Below are 18626 nucleotides of genomic sequence, written 5' to 3'. Positions count from 1 at the left end.
AACTACGAATTAGCAATTATTTACACACCTAGTAATTTGTAAATCAGGCTGTTGATAATAGTTAGGGCAAAAGCTCCTAGTACAGCACTCCAGATCCCAAAACGTAGGCGGAACCCCTCCACTAACCAAGCTGCAAGACTAAAACACACAACAGCAATCATAAATGTGAAAATGCTGGATAGCAAATCAAAGGTCAGCAAGTTTGGTAATGTAAATATGAGGCTTAAAACTGGTCTCACTATTGCTGTGATAATACCGAGAACTGCCGCCGATAAAAAGGCTTTTTGTGGAGAGTCAACTTCAACTCCAAAGGGCAGCTTACTAATAATTAACAAGCTGATAGATGTTACTACCCAAACAATTAAAAGCGTCACAATATTCATGCCACAAACCTTGAAACGCGAACGGTGATTGGCGCTAAATTACTAAGTCCGGCTATCAAGAAATTTTTGAAGCTTAACCAATTATTTATAAAATTAACAGATATTTTTATCTAAACAGAATTTATTCGGGATATCTTTAGCTTTAGCTTAAATCAGTTATAGCAAAGTGCTGAGTGCTGAGTGCTGAGTTCTGAGTAGAAACCAAGTTAGCTCAAGGCTTTTAGCAATCAACAATGTCCTAACTTATATGCGTAGTGCTATATCAGTTATCAGTTGTCAGTTGTCAGTAGAAGATGAAACAAGGGAAGATAAAAATTCCCCTTGCTCATCTATCCTCAACGTTAAGGCGCAGGAGTTGTTTCAGGTGTTACAGGCACTTGAGGTGCTAGTTCGTTGGGTAACGCTGGTGGAGACATGAAATCAGGATTCACCCCAGGAACTGATGTAGGTAATCCTCCTGGACTCATGGGAAAATTAGGTGGATTAAATGAGTCGTTGGGTAGTTGAGATGGGCCTGGTATAATTCCTAAAGATACGCGATCGCCACCTACTTGCCGCATCAAGTCTAATATTTCAATCACATCGTTGTAGGTTGCTGTTCGTGATGCGTTTAGCACCAGAGTTCCACCGGGGTTGGTTTGAAGATATTGACGTAAGCTTTGTGCTAATTGATCTCGTTGTACAGGCTGTTTCTCTACATAAAGATCACCTACATCATCAATAGTGACAATTTGAATAGCACTTTGTGACATGATACCAGAAACTGTACTGGTACTAGCTTTGGGCAAATCAATATTAATTGCCTGTTGTCGAGTAAATTGCAAAGCTGCTAACAAAAAAAACGTCAGAATACAAAAAACGACATCAATTAAGGGGAGGATTTGAATTTGTGTTTCTTCAACGGGAGTTTGCAGATTAACTTTCATTGTTTCACATTACGCCTGGTTCAAGTATGGAATTCTTAACTATTTCTCAGGATCTACAGGATCTAAGGAATCAGGTGTATTCATTGGTTCAGGAGGTTTAGGAAACAGTTTTTTCTCTCGCTTGCGGGGAGGATCAGTACTTTCTCGTGAAGCTTCCCCCACGATGACTGCGGCAATTTTGTCATAGTCAGGTGGAGACTGACGATATAACAATTCCATTTCGTTGCCCGCCTTGCGAAAAATTTTAACTTGGTCAACTACAAAACTTTGAAATAAGCGATAGAATACTAAACTGATAATTGCAACTATCAATCCAGTAGCGGTACTGATTAAAGATTCACCAATACCTGTCGTGACACCGGCTGTAGACTCAGTTCCCAAATCGCCAATCCGAATTGAACGCAAGGACTGGATTAAACCCAGAACCGTACCCAGCAATCCCAACAGAGGTGAGAGGGCAATGATGGCTTCTAAAAGCTTCTCACCCCGGCGCATTCCCGCTAATTCATCTTCGGCGGTGGATTCCAATGCTAGTCGAAAGGTTTCCGGATCACGTTTCGGGTAGCTTAAGGGTGCATAAAGAAACCGCCCCACAGGTTGATGGCTGGCACTTCTGGCAATATCCGCAGCTACTTCCCAACTCTCCTGGGCAGCTTTGAGGACACGATCTACTATTTCCTTTTCTTGAGTCATGATTCGCAACCAGAACCACAGACGCTCGAAAATCACACTTATAGACAGAACTGACAAAACAAGCAGGGGCCACATTGCAGGGCCGCCTTTTTCAAACAAATCTAAAATATCCACTGGTTAGGTTTCCTCCCTCCGTTTCTACAACAACAATCCCAAAACATTTTAATTCTAAAGATTAATGCATAATTACCATATTCTTATACAAAATCGTTCGCCAGATATTTAATGAGAAATAAACAGTGGTGTTTTCCATACTACTGAGGAAGTGTCAATTTAGACAGCAGCTAATGCCAGAACTCAATAGGATTCAGTTCAGGCTGAAAGTCTTGTAAATTAGACATTGTTACCAAGAATGAAAATTAAAGGTGGTGCATTTTTTGGCTTTCTGATTTGTGTCTCCTAATATACAAAGCTATGATTTGCCCAAAGCCAGGGCGATCGCTAACACCCAAACTCCATAAAAATACCAATCCTCATGGGTGCAAAGGTAAATAAATAGGATTGTTTACAGTCCTAAATAAATAATATGATTAATTTGACAATTGATTCCCCAAAACTAAAAATAAAACTAGCTCATAAATAATTATATTTAACACCTTTTTTTCAACAGATCAGCCATTCATATCATCAAAAATCATTATTTTTGTTAGCTAATTATATTAGCATATTTCACTGAATTTAAATAATAATTTAATAGTTGTATATATTTAAATATTCTAATCTTAAATTAAACATTTTACGAGAACTAAAAATGAGCGAACTCTTTAATCAACTAGTAAGAGTCTATGCAGAACAAACTGTTGAATTTCCTCAACTTAAAGAAATCACTCTTACTCAATGGCTTCTAGAATCTGCTAGAGGAACAAGTATTCTGGCTGTCGAGCATCTGAATTTTGGCGGTTTGAAATGGCGAGAGGAAATGAAATTATTTGCCACACCAGTAGAGTATAAAGCCCATGATGGTATAGAGAAGTATTGTAAATTTGAAAGTTTAGATAAATTTATTCAAGGTTACTGGCATTTTTTAGATCGTCCACCCTATAAAGGATGGCGTGACCATGTAGATTCGGCTGAAAAATTTATTGGCTTTATTGCTCCAATTTATGCAAATGACAGTAATTATATTTCCAAAATATTGAATTTACTGACTGAAGGAAAACAACTTTTAGCAGCTGCTGGACATATAAATCATCACCATCCAGGAACCGCAGAACCTGTTAGTAAACCAGCAATAAAAGCCTTTATCCAAAGCCCTAATTATAGCAGTCGCAATGGTGACAAAATTGATACAATTATCCTTCACTACACCACCGCAGGAACTTCACAAAGCACTATCAATCATTTTACAGATTCTACATCAAGAGTCTCTGCCCACTACCTCATTGATAAAAATGGCGACATTTATCAAATGGTCAAAGATGCAGATAAAGCTTGGCACGCTGTCCATGCCAATGGTAGCAGTATTGGGATTGAACACGTTGCTAAAATAGGAGAGCAATTAACAGCAGAACAAGAAAAATCATCAATTAATCTCATTCAGTGGTTGATGACGGAATATAAAATTCCCAAGGAAAATATTAAAGCGCATAAAGAAATTCTTGCAACTTCTTGTCCAGGCAATATTTTTGGTGATGATAGTAACGATGGCAATTTACCGAAATTTAAAGCATGGGTTGCCAAAAACTTTTCAATTGATGTCATACCGGACTCAGTACCATTAAGTCATAGTGAACCGGAAATTTATATTGTGCAACCTGGCGATACTCTTTCAGCTATAGCTACTCGCCATGATATATCTTTAGATCAGCTACTAAAGCTTAACCGTAACATTCAAAATCCTAATTTTATTTCCCCTGGGCAAAGAATTATTCTTACCTGGGTGAATGGAGATGCTGGTTTACTTAATCCCACTAGTCCGGCGTTAAATCTTCCTATTACTATTGCCGAGTATCAACTTAATCCCAGTAATTATCAAGTTTTCTCTCACCCGCTTTTGGGTAACATCACGATTACGGGCGGTTATATGGAACCTAAAGGTCATGCTCTCAAAGGAGAACTAAAAGCTGTTTTCTTAGATCATAAATTAAAAGTCCTTCCCCCATCCAATCGTAATATTGGGATTGATTATGTTGTGGCTGACCGAAAAGTGAAGGCTTGGTATGGGGGAACTGTCACAAAACAAGGTAGAGAAGGTGGTTATGGAAGGCGGGTTCACATTCAACTAGATGTTAGTTATGAGTTTGGTGGCAAAAAATATCAAGTTTATCAAGCATTCGCACACTTACAAGAAATTTTGGTTCGTGTTGGGCAAGTTGTCAAACAAGGTGATCAAATTGCCGTCATGGGAGGTTCAGGTGCTAATTCAAATAATGACTATCCGCTTCATGTGGACTTTAGTACTTACCTTTTTATTCATGGCAGGTTGGTGCAACTAAATCCCCAAGCTTTAGATAGGCAATTAGCTTAGGTTGCAATTTCGGTTGATGAAAAATTAGGGAATGCTTGATTTAGCAAAGCCGGATTTTTTGTCCCTTCGTTCACTAAAAAGGGCAATAAAGCACCACCTCCAATCACAGCAGTATCTACAATATTAATGGGGGTAATCTTTAAAAGATTTCTTAGTGGTGGCATAGCTACAGCTAAAAGTTGGATGGCAAAAGAACCTATAATGGCAGCATTTAAGTAAGAATTATTGGGTAGTTTTTCTTGACTAAATATGCTGTGATTTTCGGAACGACAGCTAATAGTGTGCAGTAGTTGTGCCGTTATTAGGGTCATACAAGCAACTGTGCTGGCGCGCGCCCCAATGCCATATCTGAGGAGGGCATAGCTATATGCTGCTAAGGTACTGACAGAGATTGTGGCTGACTCAAAAATAATTCTACCAAAGTCAGAATCTTTGATGATTGGTTCATGAGGATTGCGGGGTGGTTGACTTAATACGTCAGGTTCTGGTGCTTCCATAGCTAGGGATAAACCAGGGAAAATATCAGTAACTAAATTTAGCCACAGCAGTTGAATTGCATTTAAGGGTTCACCTAAACCAGCAGCTGTAGCGGTGGTCATCACCATGATTTCGCTGAGGTTGGTGGACAGGAGGAAATGCACAGATTTTCTAATGTTGTTATAGATAGTCCGCCCCCGACTGACAGCAATAATCATGGTTTCTAGTCGGTCATCTTCCAGAACAATATCTGCAACTTCACGCGCCACATCGGTTCCCCCTTTACCCATTGCAACACCCACTTGTGCAGCCTTCAGTGCTGGTGCATCATTAATTCCATCCCCGGTCATGGCCACGACTTTTCCGGCTGCTTGTAAAGCCTGGACTATTTGCAGTTTATTACTAGGACTGATGCGGGCAAAAACGTTCACTTTGTCGCTGACTGTTGTTAGTGCCTCTGGGGTGAGATGATCAAGGTTAGTAGCATCGAGAATTTCTAATTGGTCATTTCGACTCAATTCTAATTCTTGCGCGATCGCATAAGCAGTGGAACTTTGATCTCCGGTCATCATCACTGTATCAATTCCAGCTTGATGAAACTCCCCAATCAATTTTTTCGCCCCAATTCTGATCGGGTCTGTCATCGCCACTAAACCCAGCCAAATCAGGTTTGTTTCATGATTATTGCCGTTGTGATCATGATTAATCTGGCTGTAGGCTACCCCTAAGACTCGCAGTGCTTTTCCAGCCAAATTTTCGTTTTCTCTGGCGATCGCTTGCTTGTTTTCTGCTGTTAAAGGCACTATTTGTCCATTTTGCAGCCTCCATTGACATATTTGAATCATTTCGGCGGGATTACCTTTAACTGCAATCAATTTGTGGTGATTGTCAATCTCATGAATTGTACTCATGAGGTTACGGTTTTCACTTCGCAGGTTAGTTTCTATCAGTGCATACTTTTGTCTGAGTTGTATGACATCCACCCCAGCACTAATTGCCAAATTAATCAAAGCATTTTCCGTGGACGAACCTGTAACCACATACTCACCATTCTGCTGTTGACTGACTTCACTTTCGTTGCAAAGAACCGATATATGAATCAGCTTTAACAGTTCATTATTGGCGTAAGGGTTAATATTTTCTGACCCGACTGTGATTTGTTGGGTGATTGTCCAGATTTCCACCACTAACATTTTATTTTCGGTAATTGTCCCAGTTTTATCCAAGCAAATTGTCTGTACAGAACCCAAAGCTTCTACCGCACTGAGACTGCGAACGAGGACATTATTTTTCCTCATCTCACGGATACCTAAAGCTAGAGTTGTAGTCGCAATTGTGGGTAAACCTTCGGGAACCGCAGCTACTGCGAGGGAGATAGATGATTGCATCATTGTCAATAAACCATATCCCCGCAGCACTCCTAAACCAAAGACAAAACCGCAAATTCCCATACCGACTAAAACTAGTTGACTTCCCACTTGATCTAGTTGTCTTTCTAAGGGAGTTTCTATAGAGGTGGATTCATTCACCAGTTGTTGGATTTTGCCCATTTCTGTAAATTTACCTGTGGCTACAACCACAGCCAATCCTTGACCGCTAGTAACAAAAGTCCCTTTATAAACCATATTCAAACGGTCAGCTAAGGGGATATTTTCACCAGACACAGGCGCAGTAGTTTTTGTAGTCGGAATACTTTCGCCAGTTAAAGGAGATTCGTCTACACTCAAGTTATCCGTTTCAATGAGTCTGGCATCTGCTGCTATATAACTACCAGGTTTGAGAAATAAAACGTCTCCTACAACCACATTTTCTGTAGGAATTTCCACCTGCTGATTTTCTCTAACTACCCAAGTTAATATTTGTTCCCGATTTTGGAGAGATTGAATTATTCTTGCTGATTGGCTTTCTGTGATGTATCCAATAGCTGCATTTAAACCAACAACACCCATAATTACCACAGCATCGACCACACCACCAGTAATAATGGCAATTCCTGCCGCCGCCCCCAGTAAAGCCACTGGCAGAGATTTAAATTGGTCAATTAAAATATTTCCAGGGGAACGGGTTGGTATTGTCGATAAAACGTTAGAACCGTACTTAGTCAGATTTATTGTGGCAAACTCACTAGATAATCCTGATATTTTGGAAGTATTAAATGTATCTATAACTCTATCTGCTGTCATTGAATGCCAATTAGCTATTTTTTGGTCTTGGGCATTGTTAACAGCTAATTTCTGAGGTTTTAAAGATTTCGATGGTTTTTGTGTTGGAGATAAACTAGAAATTTTCTGATAATCTTTTACAGCTTGGTCAATAAGTAAGCCGATGTGATACCAGCTATTTTCAGGTTTAAAATAAACTAGAATATTACTCGTTAATGAATTAGCAGAAACAGACAATATTTCTGGGTAACTTGCAAGCGATCGCTCCAAATATCTTTCTAAGGATAGTGAACGAAAAAGTCGATGAACTTTGTATCTAGCTCTCCCTTTAACTCTCATGTGTATTGCTTGAATCACAGCAATTTTTGCTCCTGTAATGCCCCTAATTATAATTTATACGCTCAACTATTATTATAGTTACCAGATTCTATCAGATGAATAAGTCTACCATTAAGACTTGCAAAGCCCCACTATTACTATAGGATATTTACCTAATATTTGGGTAAGCCTACTAACTTTAATTCTTCCTCATTATTAAGTTTTGCGAAGCACTCAAAAGCAAGCCATGCTAATATATACTAAGTAATTTCTTTAAATCGCATCTCCTGATTTAACAATTTTCAGATAGCAAATAAACTCAATTTTATAGGCACTAAAATTAAAAGTTTGTAGTGAAGACTTTAGTCCTCTCTTTTATCTTCATTCCTAGTACCTCTATAGGTATACGTCAACAAAAAAAATCAAGTAAAATTCCATCTAGAGACGCAGGTAATTAGTCATAAAAATAATTAACACTGAAAACAAGCTTGACTATAACCATCCTAAACAAAAAGATTAAAGTAAATGACAACCTCTACACACCACGAACAACAAATCCAAAAGCTGCGCGAACTAATTGCAGATATTAACTGTGGGATGTTAACCACAATTGATCAAAATGGTTCATTGCACAGTTGTCCCATGTACAAAAGTGGCGACATTAACTCCGAAAATGCTATCTGGTTCTTTACCTCAGCCAATACTCAAAAAGTGAATGATATTAAACGCAATCACCAGGTAAATGTTAGTTTCACTTCACCTAATCAGCAGCAATATATTTCCGTATCAGGTACAGCAGAACTAATTAAAGACCGTAACAAAATGCAAGCACAATGGCAACCAGAACTTCAAACTTGGCTACCCAAAGGACTAGAAGAACCCGACTTAGTTTTACTCAAAGTGAATATTCACAAAGTTGATTATTGGGATAGTCCATCAAGTATTCACCCCCAAACCATATAAATCCATATTCACCACAACGGCGGCTGAAAAATACTATTTATGCCTTTGTTGTGGCAATATACTCTTGTGCAGCAGCCATTGGTGTTGTTTGTTTACCAACGAGCTTTGTATCATTGGGCTGTACTTGCAGTTGCTTTTAGCCCTAATGGAAAGATCATAGTCAGTGGTGGTCAGGATAAAACTATTAAGGTTTGGAAATTTGACTAAATTCCCTGGCATAGCGTCCCATCAGTTCTACAGCTTCTAAGACGTGACCTTTCATAGCTGCTAGTACTTCAGTTTTACTCGCCCTTGGTGGCAATCCTAGTAATTGATCAAGGGCGTAAAGTTTAAAAAAGTAGCGATGAGTTCCATTAGGTGGACAGGGGCCACCATAACCCAATTCATTAAAGTCATTTACCCCTTGCACACCACCATGAGGTAAATGAGGTTCTTTTGTGATTCCTTCTGGTAGGTGGCGTAGATTTGCGGGTAAGTCGTAAACTACCCAGTGCGTGAAAGTTTCTTTGGGAGCATCAGGGTCTTCCATTAGCAATGTAAAACTCACTGTACCTGCGGGTGGACTATCCCAAGCTAGGGGAGGGGCAATATTTTCGCCATCGCAGGTGTATTTGAAGGGAATTGTACTGCAGATAAAAAAAGCTAGGCTTTGAAGTTCCATAAGGGATGAATAATTCAGTTTTTTTGGTTGCGTTGGGCTGCACCTTGGGGATGAGGATTTTCTATGTGTTGGTTTAAACTTTGGGCCATCTCCACGGCGACAATAATTAATTGCTGTTCCATGCCCCCACTACTGCCCTCATCACTGATTTTTGGGTAAATATGGGGGTTGGATAGCATGGCGGCTAACAGTTGCGATGCAGTTTGTTTGAGTTCATTAACTTGTGAGTTCACAGGCTTATTCTCTCCAGCCTAATGGGGGTTCAATCATGGTCTGTTCAGATTTACCAGCCCGAACACCTGGCTTATCAACAATTTTGACGGTGCTGGCTTGGGGGCCTTCTTCGCCTTCTACAAAGGAAAAATGCACGGCTGTTCCAATTTCTAAGCGGTCAAAGTTATGATGTAACACGCTATTACGGTGGAAGTAGATTTCATGACCGTCCAAAGTTTTTAAGAAGCCATAGCCCCTATCTTTAAACAGTTTGGTGACAAGTGCTTTTGTTTCTTCGGCTTCTTCTTGATGTTGAGGGCGCTGGCTTTCATGTTGTCGTTCGTTGAGTTTGACTAGTTGCTGACGAGCTGCATTAAAAGCTTCCCGAATTACTGCATCTAAAGGGTCGTATTGGTTACTTTCAGCCGGATTTCTTTCTGCCACCAGTTCGTGACCGGGGGGTACAGTCATATCAATCCGCACACGGTAAGGTGAACCACTGCGGGGGCGATCATGTACCTTTTCAATGGATATATGGCAGCTATTTATGCGATCGCAAACATTCTCTAGTTTGGCGATTTTCTCATGAATTAGGTGATCAATCGCATTTGTTTTCTCGACATTGCGATAAGTAATTTCTGGTGGTACTTTCATATTTTTGTCAAATTTCAACTAGCCTACGTGAAAAAATTACGCCAAAGCTTGTCTAGGTAAGAGATAATGGTTGATAATTGTTTTGAGCTTTTGCCAGCAGATCACGAACTTGATCATCTGTAGTTTGGGGAAAGTCTTCGTACCATAAACCAACACTATAAAAGGGGTCGGGTGTGGCAGCGCAGACAATTTCATTCACGGCAACTTGCAACTCTTGACAAGTGGCGCTTGTAGCTACGGGTACACCAATGACAATTTTCGCGGGGTGTTGTCGCCGCACAGATGCTACAGCCGCCCACATAGTTGCACCTGTGGCTAAACCATCATCTACCAAGATGACTATGCGTTCTTCTAAATCAGGGAATGGGCGATCGCCTCGATAAAGAAGTTCCCGACGTTCTAATTCTCGTTCTTCTTGCGCCGCTACTCTGGCAATTGTTTCCTCGGAAATATTCACTAAGTTGACAATATGTTCATTAATAATCCGGACTCCGCCGGAAGCGATCGCACCCATTGCCAATTCTTCTTGCTCAGGCACACCTAGTTTACGCACTACAAGCACATCTAAGGGAACATTTAAGGCTTTAGCCACTTCAAAGGCGACGGGTACACCACCCCTGGGTAGACCTAATACAATGACATCTGAACGATTAGTATAATCTGCTAATTCCCCGGCTAAAATTTGACCTGCTATTGTGCGATTTTTGAATAGCATGGTATCACTCTCCTGGTATTTTTCTGCTGAAATGAGGTTTTATCGATTAACACGCAACTGAGATGGACGTGATTCTGCACCTGTCTTATAAATTCATCATGGGGCATTTTCTTCCAGATATATTTTCAGTGCCTAACTGGTGATGGTGACTAATACCAGTCATCAAGTCTTGCTACTGTTTCTAAATTGATCATAGAAAGCTATACATTGCCTGACCTCTGACTAACGAGGCGACATCATCAATGCACTGATCTATCTAATGGAGGAAAAGCGACAAAGGGCAGGGTTATAAAAAAATTAATAACCCCCGACCGGAAAAATTTAGCTACGCTGATTTTCACAATCGGGGGAGTTCCTATTTTAAAATTTTGTGGGAAAATGGGAGCGAGGAAATTTGCGATTTTTAACTCCTAACTCCCATAATTCTACGGACGCTCTTCAATTACACGGTCGATTAAACCGTATTCTTTGGCTTCAGCAGCAGACATGAAAAAGTCACGATCCATATCTTTTTCAATCTTAGATATGTCCTGACCAGTCTTTTCAGCATAAATACCGTTAAGCTGATGACGAATCCGCAGAATTTCTCTGGCTTCAATTTCGATATCGCTGGCTTGTCCACGAGTACCGCCAGAGGGCTGGTGAATCATAATCCGAGAATGGGGCAGTGCCATTCTTTTACCCTTGCTGCCGGCTGCTAACAGGAATGAACCCATTGAGGCGGCTAAACCGACGCAAATTGTCACCACATCTGATTTGATGTGTTGCATGGTGTCAAAAATCGCCATGCCGGATGTCACCATCCCACCGGGGGAATTTATGTATAAATAAATATCCTTACCTGGATCATCTGAATCCAGATACAGCATGACAGCAATAATTTGGTTAGCAATTTCATCATCAACATCTCGCCCCAGGAAAATAATCCGTTCCCGGTAAAGGCGATCGTAGATACTAATCCAATCTGTATATTGTCCTCCGGGCATCCGGTAAGGAACTTTAGGAACACCTATAGGCATCTTTGTTACTCCGCTTGTAATTAATTGGGGATATAAGCAAGTTCTTTACTCAGAACTCAGCACTCAGCACTCAGCACTCAGAACTCAGAACTCAGAACTCAGCACTCAGCACTCACTAGAGAACACTGGCAGGTAATGGGGGATTGGCGAGTTCTTCTTTCTCAAAAACTCGGTCAATCAAACCGTAGTCCCTGGCTTCATAAGGAGTCATGTATAACAAACGATCCATGTCTTTGGTAATTTTTTCTGGTGCTTGTCCTGTGGTATGACCCAGAATATCTACCAAGGAAGTTTTGTTGATCAGAACTTCCCTAGCCCGAATTTGAATATCCGTTGCTTGACCTTGGGCGTAGCTCTTCGGTTGATGCAGGATAATAGAGGAGTGGGGCAAACTGGCGCGACAACCTTTTGTACCAGCACTGAGTAGCATCGCGGCCATACCCATTGCCGAACCAATACAAATAGTGTGGATGGGAGGCTTGATGTATTTCATCGTGTCATAGATGGCGAAGGCTTCGGTTTCAAAGCCAATGGGTTCACCACTGTAGCCAGAAGTCCCCGTTGAGTTAATGTAGATTTTGATGGGTTTTTCGGGGTCGTCGGACTGTAAATAAAGCAATTCGGCGATAATTAATTCTGTCACTGCCGGCACTAATGGCATTCCCAGATAGACAATTCGTTCCTTCATTAATAAGGAAGGTAAATCTGGCGGCGGTGTCCGGTAAAAACTATCACCTTGGTAGGGGGCTTGCACAGCCTTGATGGGGGAATTGTCCATAGCAACTGATCGCCTGAAAGTATGCCGTTAACTGTAATACATCCTAACGCGATGCTAACCTACATCAAGTGTGGATTTCTCGCTAATTGGTCATTAGTCATTGGTCATTGGGAAGTTACCGTCTTCTCCCCCCTGCACCCTGCACCCTGCCCCCCTGCCTCTTCTCCCTTCCTCTCTAATTTTTCCGTAGTGCTGACGTGGCGTTTTGAAGTTATTTATATAAATATGCTCAATAGGAATTTTCGGTTATGAAGGTCAATTTGCAGCCTACCTTGAATGATGGTAATTTGGACGCGCATCAATCGAGCAGTCAACGTCAGTTGGCAATATCAATTTCGGCGATCGCGGAAATTCAAGACCGCAATATTCCCCTGAATTTATGTTTAATTCTCGATCATAGTGGTTCGATGCACGGGCGGCCTTTAGAAACTGTGAAGCAAGCCGCTATTGGTCTGGTAGATAAACTTAAGCCTGGCGATCGCCTCAGTGTTGTAGCTTTTGATCACCGTGCCAAAGTCTTAGTCCCTAATCAAAGCATCGCCAACCCAGAAAGAATTAAAAAACAAATTAACAGCCTCACCGCCGACGGTGGGACAGCAATTGATGAAGGTTTACGTTTGGGAATTGAGGAATTAGCCAAGGGAAAAAAAGAAACTGTTTCTCAAGCCTTTTTATTAACTGATGGCGAAAATGAACACGGTGATAATCAACGTTGTTTGAAGTTTGCTCAACTGGCCACTGGCTATAATTTGACGTTGAACACGTTAGGATTTGGTGACAAATGGAATCAGGATGTTTTAGAAAAAATCGCTGATGCTGGCTTAGGTAGTCTGTCCCACATTCAAAAACCGGAACAAGCAGCAGACGAGTTTAATCGCCTGTTCAGCCGCATCCAAACGGTGGCATTAACCAATGCCTATTTACTCATGTCTTTAAAACCTCATATCCGCCTGGCAGAACTCAAACCCATTGCCCAGGTTGCCCCAGACACCATTGAGTTACCCATACAGCAAGAAGCAGATGGACGCTTCGCGGTGCGTTTAGGAGATTTAATGAAAGATTCAGAACGAGTGATATTGGCTAATATTTATCTGGGACAGTTGCCAGAAGGTAAACAGGCGATCGCTAATGTCCAAATTCGCTACGATGACCCGGCTCAAAATCAAATGGGTTTATTTACAGAAAATATCCCAGTCTATGCCAATGTGAGTGGGGTTTACCAACCACAGATAGATACTCGTGTGCAGAAGTCTATTTTGGCCTTAGCCAAGTACCGCCAAACCCAGTTAGCTGAAGCAAAATTGCAACAAGGCGATCGCGCCGGTGCAGCAACAATGCTCCAAACTGCGGCAAAAACTGCTTTGCAAATGGGGGATCAAGGTGCGGCGACGGTGTTACAAACTTCCGCCACGCAACTCCAATCTGGTGGTGACTTATCTGATAGCGATCGCAAGAAAACCAGAATTGTCTCAAAAACCGTGTTGCAAGATACTCCTCACCAATGAAAGTTCAACTGCTCTGTGCCTTAAATGATACTAATGTTGATGCGGCTCAATCGAGCAACCAACGTCAACTATCTATTTCCATTTCTGCACTCGCTGGTGAATTTGATCAACATTTGCCACTCAATTTATGCTTAATTTTAGATAAGAGTGGTTCCATGCATGGTCAACCTATCACCACAGTCATTCAGGCTGTAGAGCAAGTATTAGATCGGCTACAGCCAAGTGATGGCGAAACACCCACCTCCGGCGACCGCATTTCGGTTGTAGCCTTTGCCGGGGAAGCAGAAGTGATTATCCCTAACCAGAAAGTCCAAGACCTCGAAGGTATTAAAGCCCAGATTAAAAAGAAACTCAAGGCTAGTGGTGGGACGGCAATTGCTGAAGGTTTACAACTAGGAATCACAGAACTGATGAAAGGGACAAAAGGTGCAGTTTCCCAAGCCTTTTTACTCACAGATGGTCATGGTGAAAGCAGTTTACGGATTTGGAAATTTGAAATTGGCAAAGATGACAATAAGCGCTGTCTAGAATTTGCCCACAAAGCAACTAAAATCAACCTGACGATCAATACTTTGGGTTTTGGTAATGATTGGAACCAGAATCTATTAGAAAAAATTGCTGATGCCGGTGGTGGCACTCTAGCCCACATTGAGCGTCCTGAACAAGCATTAGACCAGTTTCGCCATTTATTGCGGCGCATCCAGTCTGTGAGGCTCACCAATGCCTACCTGTTGCTATCTTTTATTCCTGATGTCCGTCTAGCAGAATTTAAACCCATTGCCCAAGTTGCCCCAGACACCATTGAGTTACCAGTGGAAACAGAAATTCACGGAGGCTTTGCCGTGCGTTTGGGTGATTTAATGCAAGATATGGAACGAGTGGTTCTGGCTAATATTTATCTGGGACAATTACCAGAAGGTAAACAGGTAATTGGACATTTACAAATTCGCTACGATGATCCATCCGTGAATCAACAAGGATTAGTTTCACCAATGGTAGCGATATACGCAGATGTGGTCAAGCCCTATCGACCTGCACCCAATCCCTCAGTGCAGCAGTCTATTTTGACATTAGCTAAGTATCGACAAACTCAGTTAGCCGAAACAAAATTACAACAAGGCGATCGCGCCGGTGCAGCGACAATGTTACAAACAGCTGCTAAAACCGCCTTACAAATAGGAGATCAAGGTGCAGCCACAGTGTTGCAAACTTCCGCTACACGTCTGCAAGCTGGGGAACAACTTTCGGAAGCAGACCTCAAAAAAACGAGGATGGTATCAAAGACTGTTTTACAAGATTCCTAAGCGTAGGGTGGGCATACTTCGGCAAGCTCAGTACAAGTCTTGCCTGCCCTTTAAATGAAAAATCATCCAAATCTTTTGGATTCATCATCTAGTTATTATTTATTCTGACTACACCAGTTACCATTTTTTTCCAACTTCACCCTAAACAAAATCGGTGCAGATTGACTACACCGATTGCACAATTTAACTCTAATTGCACCTGACATTTACCTCACGCTAATGCCGAAGCTTGAGGTTTAGCAAAAATCATTCGTCCGGCGGATGTTTGCAAAGCACTCGTAACTACTACTCTGAGTTCACCACCGACATAATTACTACCTTCCTCGACCACAACCATTGTGCCATCGTCTAGGTAGCCCACTCCTTGACTGGGTTCTTTACCTTCTTTGAGAATTTTTAGGTCAAGATTATCACCAGGCAAGTAAGTAGAACGCACAGCATTAACTAAGTCATTGACATTCAAAACGGGTACTTTCTGCACACTGGCTACTTTCGATAAATTGTAATCATTAGTCAGCAGTGTCCCGTTGATTTCTTGGGCAAACCGGACTAATTTGGCATCGACCGTGGCAGTATCTTCGTAATCAACGGGGTTAATCAAGATGCGGTCTGGATAATCTTTTTTTATCCGGTTGAGAATCTCTAATCCCCGCCGTCCCCGTACTCGCTTTTGGTCTTTACTGGCATCGGCTACTTGCTGCAATTCCTGCAAGACAAACTGTGGGACTAAAATTTGTCCTTCTAGAAATCCGGTTTCTAGTAAGGCTTCAATGCGACCATCAATAATGCAACTGGTATCTAAAACTTTGGTATTGGCAGGTTTTAGTGTTCCTTCCACTACCATTGTCTCTACAGTGTTGGGATTAATGAACCGCAATAAACCCCGTCCGTGGGTATCGGCCAAATTCATCCCTGTAACCGCCAGTAAAATACTGCCGACAACTGCCACCAGTGGCTTAATAAAGCCAAAATCTGTTGGGATAGGTAGCAAGAATAATGGGGCCAGCATTAAGTTAGCTAACAGTAGCCCAATTACCAAGCCAATGGCACGAGTTAAAATCATTTCTAGAGGCATTTCTCGGACTTGTGCTTCTAAGCGTCGATATGACGTTTGGAAACTCAGCCCGACTGCACCGCCAAGAATAGCGGCAAAGACGGCAACAACTAAGCGTAAAGCTTCTAAATTTGTTACCGTGTCTAGGGAACCATCGGGTAGTAGTTCAATGCTATAGAACCCTATTCCCGCAGCAGCTAGGATGAATGAGATAATGATAATGGCATCAAGCATAGTTTTGTTGTTTTCCTGCGATTGTTTGACCCTATAAAGTCAAGTATTTTTCATCGGTAAGAGAGATTAATCAATATTGACTTACACTAGGCGTTGAAGCAGGGAATATCTGCAAATATTATAACTAAAGTGTTTTCTCTTAATATTTTTCATTATTTTGTTGTAAAACGATAAATTTTTGGCAAAAAACTGCTTGTTTTCGCTGTTTTGAATTTTTAGTTAAATTAATTAATTCTTTCTCATAATGAGTCAAAAAGTTAATATTTCGGGTGTTCCCAGTTCTGCATATGTCCATATTCCCTTTTGCAGACGGCGGTGTTTTTATTGTGATTTCCCGGTTTCTGTGGTGGGCGATCGCCTGCGGGGTGAAACATCTGGTACTATCTCTCAATATGTAGAGGTGCTATGCCAAGAAATTACCATGACGGCTGCATCTGGTGAACCTCTGAAAACAATTTTTTTTGGTGGTGGGACTCCTTCTTTACTATCTATAGAACAGTTACAACGGATATTGGCAACCCTAGAAAAACATTTTGGGATTGCTGCTGGTGCAGAAATTTCTATGGAAGTAGACCCAGGTACGTTTGATTTAGCACATTTATCTGGCTATGGTAGCGTTGGCGTAAATCGGGTAAGTTTGGGTGTACAAGCGTTTCAACAGGAATTATTGCAGCTTGCGGGGCGATCGCACTCTGTTGTAGATATTCTCACATCTGTGGACTTAATTCACCAAGTAGAAATAGCCGAATTTAGCTTAGACCTCATCTCAGGTTTGCCGCATCAGTCTTTGGAACAATGGCAGGATTCTTTAAAGCAGGCAGTAACGTTAATGCCTACTCACATATCTATCTATGACCTTACCATAGAAGCTGGGACGGCTTTTGGTCGTTACTACAAACCAGGGGATCAGCCTTTACCCACGGATGAAACCACGGTCAAAATGTACGAAACAGCACAGCAAGTTTTGACAAGTGCTGGTTATGAACATTACGAAATTTCTAATTATGCTCGTCCTGGGCATCAATGTCAGCATAATCGAGTCTATTGGGAAAACCGCCCTTATTATGCTTTTGGCATGGGTGCTGCGAGTTATATCAAGGGCAAGCGCTTTACTCGTCCACGCAAAACTCAGGAGTATTACCAGTGGGTGAAAGCTGGGGGTGTAATTGATTGCGAAGTGACTCCACCAGAAGAGGTATTATTAGAAACTTTAATGTTGGGGTTGCGGTTGGCTGAGGGTGTGAGTTTGGCAATGTTGGCACAGAAGTTTGGGGAAGGGAAGGTAAAAGAGATTCACCAATGTTTACAGCCTTATTTAGAAAAGGGTTGGGCGGAAGTGGTTGGGGAAAGGTTGCGTTTATCTGATCCCCAAGGGTTTTTGTTTTCTAATGTGGTTTTGGCTGATTTGTTTGAAAAGTTGGGATAACTAACGACCTTTCCTCGCTAAGGATCAGATCCCCGACTTCTTCAAGAAGTCGGGGATCTATATAATACTGATATGCTGATATTTTTCAATTATTTGATTCTGGAAAAAAATCGGCTGATAAAATTTCTGTTAAGCTGTAACAACAAGTTTGCGGAAATAAAGATAAACCTGTTGCTTTTTCGGCGCTGATGGTAGCCAACGGATAAACTTTGTCTATAATTTCGGTAAGATGGGATTGAAGACTAGGATTTTCTTGCAGCAGTTGTTCTAAACGTAGACGTTGTTCTTTGATGGTTAATTGCCAACTGCGGGAACGGAGATTAGGCTGAAATTGCCATTTAAGTAAGTGCATAATTAGTATTTCTAATCTACTGGCTAATTGTCGTTTTTCAGACCGTCCCATATCTTCGATTTCTTCAGCAATTTTTAGCCAATCTAATTGATGTATTTGTCTTTGTCTCAACAGATGCGCTTGTTGTTGTGTCCAAGCATAAAAATCATTTTCATGGCTGGTTGGGTTCATAGTTTTTCACTGAATTTTATGGCGTTTCCTCCTCTGTTTGGGTACAAATATATATATCTGACTTGGGAGGACTTAACTTTTTAGCCATTGTTTACAAATACAAATAAGTAGGTCAACCTAATTAAACATAAAACCTTGACGATATAGATCC

Annotated in this window: 18 protein-coding genes; 6 read left to right on the top strand and 12 right to left on the bottom strand. The window is 41.3% G+C overall.

The window, feature by feature from the left end:
* Positions 1 to 20: 20 nt before the first annotated feature.
* The 3 genes from VB654_RS14870 to VB654_RS14860 form a co-directional block, all read right to left on the bottom strand.
* A complete protein-coding gene (locus VB654_RS14870; RefSeq protein WP_323214554.1) occupies positions 21 to 383 on the bottom strand; it encodes a phage holin family protein in 363 nt (120 codons plus the stop codon).
* A 341-nt stretch (positions 384 to 724) separates the two neighbouring features.
* Positions 725 to 1309 (bottom strand): biopolymer transporter ExbD, encoded by a 585-nt coding sequence (locus tag VB654_RS14865; protein WP_323214553.1) that lies wholly within the window; start codon positions 1307 to 1309, stop codon positions 725 to 727.
* Between the two features lie 39 nt (positions 1310 to 1348).
* Positions 1349 to 2116, bottom strand: a complete 768-nt coding sequence (locus VB654_RS14860; protein WP_323214552.1) for a MotA/TolQ/ExbB proton channel family protein — start codon at positions 2114 to 2116, stop codon at positions 1349 to 1351.
* Between the two features lie 637 nt (positions 2117 to 2753).
* Between VB654_RS14860 and VB654_RS14855 the strand changes: the two genes are divergently transcribed.
* Positions 2754 to 4469, top strand: coding sequence for an N-acetylmuramoyl-L-alanine amidase (locus VB654_RS14855; RefSeq protein WP_323214551.1), 1716 nt, complete (start codon positions 2754 to 2756; stop codon positions 4467 to 4469).
* Here VB654_RS14855 and VB654_RS14850 read toward each other — a convergent pair.
* Positions 4466 to 7465 carry an HAD-IC family P-type ATPase gene (locus VB654_RS14850; RefSeq protein ID WP_323214550.1) on the bottom strand — a complete coding sequence of 1000 codons (3000 nt, stop codon included), beginning with the start codon at positions 7463 to 7465 and terminating at the stop codon, positions 4466 to 4468. The two genes, VB654_RS14855 and VB654_RS14850, sit on opposite strands and share 4 nt — an antisense overlap.
* Positions 7466 to 7951: 486 nt before the next feature.
* On the opposite strand from VB654_RS14850, the gene VB654_RS14845 reads away from it, so the two are divergent.
* Both VB654_RS14845 and VB654_RS14840 read left to right on the top strand, forming a co-directional pair.
* The gene (locus tag VB654_RS14845) at positions 7952 to 8389 is read left to right on the top strand and encodes a pyridoxamine 5'-phosphate oxidase family protein (protein ID WP_323214549.1); all 438 of its coding nucleotides are present in this window, start codon (positions 7952 to 7954) and stop codon (positions 8387 to 8389) included.
* Between the two features lie 39 nt (positions 8390 to 8428).
* Entirely contained in the window at positions 8429 to 8596 is a 168-nt protein-coding gene (locus VB654_RS14840) for a WD40 repeat domain-containing protein (protein ID WP_323214547.1), read from the top strand.
* Here VB654_RS14840 and VB654_RS14835 read toward each other — a convergent pair.
* From VB654_RS14835 to VB654_RS14810, 6 genes are all read right to left on the bottom strand, one after another.
* Entirely contained in the window at positions 8574 to 9050 is a 477-nt protein-coding gene (locus VB654_RS14835; RefSeq protein WP_323214546.1) for a YbhB/YbcL family Raf kinase inhibitor-like protein, read from the bottom strand. The two genes, VB654_RS14840 and VB654_RS14835, sit on opposite strands and share 23 nt — an antisense overlap.
* A 14-nt stretch (positions 9051 to 9064) precedes the next feature.
* Positions 9065 to 9283 (bottom strand): hypothetical protein, encoded by a 219-nt coding sequence (locus tag VB654_RS14830; protein WP_323214545.1) that lies wholly within the window; start codon positions 9281 to 9283, stop codon positions 9065 to 9067.
* A 4-nt stretch (positions 9284 to 9287) separates the two neighbouring features.
* A complete protein-coding gene (locus VB654_RS14825) occupies positions 9288 to 9917 on the bottom strand; it encodes an HPF/RaiA family ribosome-associated protein (protein WP_323214544.1) in 630 nt (209 codons plus the stop codon).
* A gap of 52 nt (positions 9918 to 9969) precedes the next feature.
* Positions 9970 to 10665: a phosphoribosyltransferase gene (locus tag VB654_RS14820; RefSeq protein ID WP_323214574.1), complete on the bottom strand. Its 696-nt coding sequence runs from the start codon at positions 10663 to 10665 to the stop codon at positions 9970 to 9972.
* 392 nt (positions 10666 to 11057) lie between these two features.
* Positions 11058 to 11651 (bottom strand): ATP-dependent Clp protease proteolytic subunit, encoded by a 594-nt coding sequence (locus VB654_RS14815; RefSeq protein WP_323214543.1) that lies wholly within the window; start codon positions 11649 to 11651, stop codon positions 11058 to 11060.
* A 115-nt stretch (positions 11652 to 11766) separates the two neighbouring features.
* Positions 11767 to 12429: an ATP-dependent Clp protease proteolytic subunit gene (locus tag VB654_RS14810; protein ID WP_323214542.1), complete on the bottom strand. Its 663-nt coding sequence runs from the start codon at positions 12427 to 12429 to the stop codon at positions 11767 to 11769.
* A 248-nt stretch (positions 12430 to 12677) separates the two neighbouring features.
* Between VB654_RS14810 and VB654_RS14805 the strand changes: the two genes are divergently transcribed.
* Together VB654_RS14805 and VB654_RS14800 are read left to right on the top strand one after the other, a co-directional pair.
* Positions 12678 to 13934: a VWA domain-containing protein gene (locus tag VB654_RS14805; RefSeq protein WP_323214540.1), complete on the top strand. Its 1257-nt coding sequence runs from the start codon at positions 12678 to 12680 to the stop codon at positions 13932 to 13934.
* On the top strand, positions 13931 to 15238 hold the full coding sequence (locus VB654_RS14800; protein WP_323214539.1) for a VWA domain-containing protein: 1308 nt from the start codon (positions 13931 to 13933) through the stop codon (positions 15236 to 15238). Before VB654_RS14805 ends, VB654_RS14800 begins: the two co-directional genes overlap by 4 nt.
* Positions 15239 to 15449: 211 nt before the next feature.
* Here VB654_RS14800 and VB654_RS14795 read toward each other — a convergent pair whose 3' ends face one another.
* The gene (locus VB654_RS14795) at positions 15450 to 16526 is read right to left on the bottom strand and encodes a PIN/TRAM domain-containing protein (protein ID WP_323214538.1); all 1077 of its coding nucleotides are present in this window, start codon (positions 16524 to 16526) and stop codon (positions 15450 to 15452) included.
* A gap of 244 nt (positions 16527 to 16770) precedes the next feature.
* Between VB654_RS14795 and hemW the strand changes: the two genes are divergently transcribed.
* Entirely contained in the window at positions 16771 to 17952 is a 1182-nt protein-coding gene (gene hemW / locus VB654_RS14790) for a radical SAM family heme chaperone HemW (RefSeq protein ID WP_323214537.1), read from the top strand.
* 85 nt (positions 17953 to 18037) lie between these two features.
* Here hemW and VB654_RS14785 read toward each other — a convergent pair whose 3' ends face one another.
* Positions 18038 to 18475, bottom strand: a complete 438-nt coding sequence (locus VB654_RS14785; RefSeq protein ID WP_323214536.1) for a DUF29 domain-containing protein — start codon at positions 18473 to 18475, stop codon at positions 18038 to 18040.
* Positions 18476 to 18626: the final 151 nt, after the last annotated feature.

The sequence above is a fragment of the Nodularia sp. UHCC 0506 genome, assembly GCF_034931045.1.
Classification (GTDB): Bacteria; Cyanobacteriota; Cyanobacteriia; order Cyanobacteriales; family Nostocaceae; genus Nodularia.
This window is presented reverse-complemented; position numbering and strand designations above follow the sequence as displayed.

What these genes read in the sequence shown, in the direction of transcription:
- VB654_RS14870 (WP_323214554.1), bottom strand. Translation starts at nt 383, where the DNA reads ATGAATATTGTGACGCTTTTAATTGTTTGGGTAGTAACATCTATCAGC.
- VB654_RS14865 (WP_323214553.1), bottom strand. Translation starts at nt 1,309, where the DNA reads ATGAAAGTTAATCTGCAAACTCCCGTTGAAGAAACACAAATTCAAATC.
- VB654_RS14855 (WP_323214551.1), top strand. Translation starts at nt 2,754, where the DNA reads ATGAGCGAACTCTTTAATCAACTAGTAAGAGTCTATGCAGAACAAACT.
- VB654_RS14845 (WP_323214549.1), top strand. Translation starts at nt 7,952, where the DNA reads ATGACAACCTCTACACACCACGAACAACAAATCCAAAAGCTGCGCGAA.
- VB654_RS14840 (WP_323214547.1), top strand. Translation starts at nt 8,429, where the DNA reads ATGCCTTTGTTGTGGCAATATACTCTTGTGCAGCAGCCATTGGTGTTG.
- VB654_RS14835 (WP_323214546.1), bottom strand. Translation starts at nt 9,050, where the DNA reads ATGGAACTTCAAAGCCTAGCTTTTTTTATCTGCAGTACAATTCCCTTC.
- VB654_RS14825 (WP_323214544.1), bottom strand. Translation starts at nt 9,917, where the DNA reads ATGAAAGTACCACCAGAAATTACTTATCGCAATGTCGAGAAAACAAAT.
- VB654_RS14815 (WP_323214543.1), bottom strand. Translation starts at nt 11,651, where the DNA reads ATGCCTATAGGTGTTCCTAAAGTTCCTTACCGGATGCCCGGAGGACAA.
- VB654_RS14810 (WP_323214542.1), bottom strand. Translation starts at nt 12,429, where the DNA reads ATGGACAATTCCCCCATCAAGGCTGTGCAAGCCCCCTACCAAGGTGAT.
- VB654_RS14805 (WP_323214540.1), top strand. Translation starts at nt 12,678, where the DNA reads ATGAAGGTCAATTTGCAGCCTACCTTGAATGATGGTAATTTGGACGCG.
- VB654_RS14800 (WP_323214539.1), top strand. Translation starts at nt 13,931, where the DNA reads ATGAAAGTTCAACTGCTCTGTGCCTTAAATGATACTAATGTTGATGCG.
- VB654_RS14795 (WP_323214538.1), bottom strand. Translation starts at nt 16,526, where the DNA reads ATGCTTGATGCCATTATCATTATCTCATTCATCCTAGCTGCTGCGGGA.
- hemW (WP_323214537.1), top strand. Translation starts at nt 16,771, where the DNA reads ATGAGTCAAAAAGTTAATATTTCGGGTGTTCCCAGTTCTGCATATGTC.
- VB654_RS14785 (WP_323214536.1), bottom strand. Translation starts at nt 18,475, where the DNA reads ATGAACCCAACCAGCCATGAAAATGATTTTTATGCTTGGACACAACAA.